Source organism: Rhodococcus sp. EPR-157, assembly GCF_001647195.1.
GTDB lineage: Bacteria > Actinomycetota > Actinomycetes > Mycobacteriales > Mycobacteriaceae > Rhodococcoides.
The window spans coordinates 1-5,014 of sequence record NZ_LVCV01000673.1 but is presented as its reverse complement, the minus strand read 5'-3'; the positions used below and the strand labels follow the sequence as shown (position 1 = coordinate 5,014).

Sequence of the window (5,014 nt, the reverse complement as noted above, 5' to 3'; positions counted from 1 at the left end):
CACACGTGCACGCATCTCCGGATCCGCCGCCGCTGCCGTCCATACCTGTAGCGCGGCCTTGAACGTCGGTCCTGTGTAGTACTCGACGAGCCGTTCGACGACGGCTTCTGTCCTCGCCAGACCCGGTGGCAATGCAGTGGACTCGCGGCGGGCGTCGTCCATCCGGGTGTCGAACATGTAGTCGAGCGCAGCCGTGATCAGGTCCTCGCGCGTCGGGAAGTGGTGCTGTGTCGCGCCGCGCGAAACACCGGCCTTCTCGGCGACGACTCCCACCGTCGTCGCACTCCATCCTTGATCGGCGAGCGAGGCAATGGTTGCTTCGAGCAGCCGCAAGCGCGTGGCCCTGCTCCGGTCCTGCTTGGGTTCACGCGCCGTCACCATCTTCTACTTCACTCCCGACTCCATTTGGCCCAGAAACTCAATGCTCGACACTCACCCACCTGGGTGGACGCTTCTGCAGAAAGGCCATCATCCCCTCCCGCGCTTCCTCCGATGCAAACAGGTTCGCGGAACGATCCGACAGGTCGGTACCAAGAGCATCGAAACTCGCGAGAATCGAGGCGGTCGTGAGCCGCTTCGACTCGGCGAGGCCCTGCGGCGATCCCTTGCGCAGCGCATCCAGCAGATCGCCGACGGTCGCTTCCGGGTCGGTGCTGGCCTCACTGATCAGGCCGATGGCCTCTGCCTCGTGTGCGCCGAACTTCTCCCCGGTGAGGAAATATCGGCTCGCGGCGCGGGGCGACATACGAGGCAGCAGCGTCAGCGACACGATCGACGGGGCGAGACCCAATCGTGCCTCTGTCAGTGCGAACGTTGCCTGTGGTCCGGCAACGACGATGTCGCATGCACCGACGAGACCCATGCCGCCCGCCCGAACATGTCCATCGATCTTCCCGACGACAGGTTTCGGGGTCTCGAGAATGGCGCGGAGCAGCCCGAGCATCTGCGAAGTGCGGCCCTCGATCGAGCCCCCTGCCTCGGACAGATCCGCTCCTGCACAGAATGTTCCGCCGGTATGGGTCAGGACTATCGCGCGAACATCCGGGTTCTCGGTGGCCGCGTCGAGACCAGCGGTGAGCTCCTCCACGAGAACTGCCGACAGCGCGTTCCGGTTGTGCGGTGTGTCGAGAGTGAGCGTGGTGACCGCAGCATCGGTCTGAACCTGGACTGCCATCAGTAACTCCTGGGCAGCCCGAGCGAATGTTGCGACACGAAGTTGAGAATCATCTCCCGGCTGACCGGCGCGACTCGCGCAATGCGCGCCGCCCCGAGCATCGCGGCCAAGCCGTACTCCTCGGTCAGCCCAGCGCCGCCGTGTGTCTGAATCGCTTGATCGAGCGCTTTGATGCTGGCTTCCGCGGCTGCGTACTTGGCCATGTTGGCCGCCTCCGCAGCGCCGAAGTCGTCTCCGCTGTCGTAGAGGACCGCAGCCTTCTGCATCATCAGCTTCGCCAGTTCCAGTTCGATCTTGACCTGGGCCAGTGGATGCGCGATGCCCTGATGCGCACCGATGGGTGTCTTCCATACGGTTCGCTCGTTGGCATATTTCACGGCCGCATCCAGCGCGTACCTCCCCATCCCGACGGCCATGGCTGCGCCGAGGATGCGTTCGGGGTTCAGTCCGGCGAACAGCTGCATCAGCGCGGCGTCGGCCTCGCCGACGAGCGCTTCGGCAGGAAGGCGAACATCGTCGAGGAACAGCGTGAACTGGTGGTCGGGTTCGATGATGTCCATCTCCATCCGAGTCTTGTGAAAGCCCTCGGAGTCGGTGGGGACGATGAACAGCGCGGGCTTCAGTTTCCCGGTCTTGGAATCCTCGGTGCGCGCCACGATCAGAACGGCATCGGCCTGGTCGACGCCGGAGATGTATATCTTGCTGCCCTTGACGATCCAATCGCCGCCATCTCGTCGCGCAGTGGTGGTGATTTGGTGCGAGTTGGAACCGGCGTCGGGTTCGGTGATGCCGAACGCCATGATCTTCGATCCGTCGGCGAGCGCGGTAAGCCACGTTTGCTTCTGGTCCTCGGTGCCGTACTTTCCGATGATGGTGCCGCAGATCGCTGGGCTCACCACGACCAGAAGCAGACCTGCTCCGTGCGCGGCCAGCTCTTCCTGGACGAGGGCGAGCTCGTAGATTCCCGCGCCACCGCCGCCGTACTCCTCCGGGAGGTTGACGCCGAGGAACCCGAGTTTGCCTGCCTCGTTCCATAATTCGGTGAGAGGCTCACCACGTCGGGCGCGGGGTAGGACGTAGTCGATGTAGTTGTACCGCTTGCCGAGCGAGGACACGGAGGTCCGCAGACCCTTCTGCTCCTCGGTTTCGATGAAACTCACTGCTGCTCTCCTTCGGTTACCACTGCCAACACTGCACCGACTTCGACTTGCTGACCGGCGGTGACGTTGAGTTCGGACAGCACACCGTCGGTCGGCGCGAAGACGGTGTGTTCCATTTTCATCGCTTCGAGCATGAGAATCGGCTGACCCGCTGTGACGGTGTCACCCTGGGCTGCAGCGACTCTGACCACGCTGCCCGGCATCGGCGCCAGCAACGATCCAGCAGCCACGTCCTCGGTGGGATCCGAGAAGCGCGGGGTTCTGTTCAGCCGCACTGGGCCGAGCGAAGAGTCGACGAAAACCTGGGACCCGTACCGGCTCACCGAGAACGCTCGACGGAGTCCGCCGTCGACGAGTACGACCTGATTCGGAGTGTTCTCGACGAGGGTGACGCCGTCCAGATCCGTCATCAGTCCGTATCTTCCGAGTGTGTACTCGACGGTGATGTCGTCGTAGGTCTTGCGCTGCGGTTGGGACGGAAGATTGCGCCATCCGCTGGGCAGTCCGCTGTTGACCCGCGCGTTCTCGCGATTGTGAGCCGCGTCGGCCAAGGCCGCAGCGAGCGCCGACAGTTGCAGATCCCGCCCCCGCACGGGCGACTGCGACAGAACGTCGAGGCCATGTGTGTCGAAGAACGCCGTGTCGGTATCCCCGGCAAGGAAAGCCGGATGCTGCAGCACGTTCACGAGCAGGTCACGATTGGTTTTCACCCCGTGGATCGTGGCCCTCTGCAGCGATCTCGCGAGCAGATTGGCGGCCTGCTCGCGGGTAGGGGCGAACGAGATGACCTTCGCGAGCATCGGGTCGTAGTAGGTGCCGATGACGCTACCGGTTTCGATTCCGGAATCGACCCTGATTCCGGCCCTGTCGAGGACCTCGAACTTCTTTCCGGGGATATCGAATCGGTGCACGATGCCGCTCTGCGGCTGCCAGTCCTGCGCAGGATCCTCGGCGTAGAGGCGAACCTCGATGGAGTGGCCTCGGGTCGCCGGTTGCTCGGCAGGCAGAGCTCCCCCGCCGGCGACGAGAATCTGCAACGCGACCAGATCGAGTCCGGTCGTACACTCGGTGACGGGATGCTCGACCTGCAGCCTTGTGTTCATCTCGAGGAAGAAGAAGTTGCCTTTCTCGTCGGCCAGGAACTCGACGGTTCCCGCGCCCTCGTACCCGATCGCCTCGGTGGCGAGTCTGGCTGCGTCGAACAGCCGGTCCCGCATGCCGTCGATGCGCTCGACGAGCGGCGACGGGGCCTCCTCTACGACCTTCTGGTGTCGGCGCTGAATCGAGCACTCGCGTTCCCCCACCGCCCACACCGTGGCGTGACGGTCGGCCATCACCTGGACCTCGATGTGCCGTCCCGTCTCGATGTAGCGCTCGACGAATACCGTCGAATCCCCGAAGGCAGACAGCGATTCGCGCTGAGCAGCTTCGATTTCCGTCTCCAGATCGGCGAGTGCACGAACGATCCGCATACCGCGACCACCACCGCCGGCGGAGGCTTTGACGAGAACCGGCAACTCGTTCTCGGTCACGTCGGCGGGATCGAGCTGGGTCAGCACCGGAACTCCGGCGTCGGCCATCATCCGCTTGGATTCGACCTTCGAGCCCATCAGTTCGATGGCTTTGACCGGCGGCCCGATCCACGTCAAGCCGGCGTTCTGCACCTGCTGAGCGAAATCGGCGTTCTCCGACAGAAATCCGTATCCGGGATGGATGGCGTCGGCGCCTGCCTGGACGGCCGCGGCAATGACGAGATCGCCTCGCAAGTAGGTCTCGTTCGAGGTGTTGCCGGGCAGACGTACCGCGACGTCGGCGTCACGCACGTGCGGGGAATCGGAATCGGCGTCGGAGAAGACCGCGACCGTTTCGATCCCCTCCGCGCGAGCGGTGGCGAAGACGCGCCGGGCGATTTCGCCCCGGTTGGCTACGAGAATGCTGCTGACAGTCATGGCGTCACATCCGGAAGACGCCGAAGTTCTCGGTGCCTTCGATCGGGGCAGTGGCAATGGCCGACAGGCACATTCCTACTACCGTACGGGTATCGCGGGGGTCGATGACGCCGTCGTCGTACAGGCGCCCGGAGAGGAACATCGGCAACGACTCGGCTTCGATCTGGTTCTCGATCATCGCTCGAAGTCCGGCGTCGGCCTCTTCGTCGAAGGCTTGGCCACGGGCTTCGGCGGCCGCGCGGCCGACGATCGAAATGACTCCGGCCAGCTGGGCGCCGCCCATGACGGCGGACTTGCTACTCGGCCAAGCGAACAGGAAACGGGGGTCGAAGGCTCGTCCGCACATGCCGTAGTGGCCAGCGCCGTAGGAAGCCCCGAGCAGTATCGAGATGTGCGGGACTTTCGAGTTGGCGACGGCGTTGATCATCATCGAGCCGTGTTTGATCATGCCGCCTTCCTCGTACTCCTTGCCGACCATGTAGCCGGTGGTGTTGTGCAAGAACAACAACGGCGTGTTCGATCGGTTCGCGAGCTGGATGAACTGTGTGGCCTTCTGCGATTCCTCGCTGAACAGAACACCGCGGGCATTGGCGAGGATGCCGATGGGATAGCCGTGCAGTTCCGCCCAACCGGTGACCAGCGAGGATCCGTACATGGGCTTGAATTCGTCGAAGTCGCTTCCGTCGACGATTCGCGCTACGACCTCGCGGGGGTCGAAGGGGATCTTCAGG

Annotated in this window: 5 protein-coding genes; all 5 read right to left on the bottom strand. The window is 63.8% G+C overall.

Annotated elements, in window-relative coordinates; all coding sequences use genetic code 11:
- Positions 1-381: TetR/AcrR family transcriptional regulator (locus A2J03_RS28855; RefSeq protein ID WP_156520644.1), on the bottom strand; the 381-nt coding region annotated here is incomplete at its 3' end.
- Positions 382-418: 37 nt separating this feature from the next.
- A complete protein-coding gene (locus A2J03_RS28850; RefSeq protein WP_068381500.1) occupies positions 419-1,174 on the bottom strand; it encodes an enoyl-CoA hydratase family protein in 756 nt (251 codons plus the stop codon).
- Positions 1,174-2,334 (bottom strand): acyl-CoA dehydrogenase family protein, encoded by a 1,161-nt coding sequence (locus tag A2J03_RS28845; RefSeq protein ID WP_068381498.1) that lies wholly within the window; start codon positions 2,332-2,334, stop codon positions 1,174-1,176. Before A2J03_RS28845 ends, A2J03_RS28850 begins: the two co-directional genes overlap by 1 nt.
- A complete protein-coding gene (locus tag A2J03_RS28840) occupies positions 2,331-4,283 on the bottom strand; it encodes an acetyl/propionyl/methylcrotonyl-CoA carboxylase subunit alpha (protein WP_068381495.1) in 1,953 nt (650 codons plus the stop codon). The genes A2J03_RS28845 and A2J03_RS28840 overlap by 4 nt, the downstream gene beginning before the upstream one ends.
- Positions 4,284-4,287: 4 nt before the next feature.
- Positions 4,288-5,014: carboxyl transferase domain-containing protein (locus A2J03_RS28835; RefSeq protein WP_331712415.1), on the bottom strand; the 727-nt coding region annotated here is incomplete at its 5' end.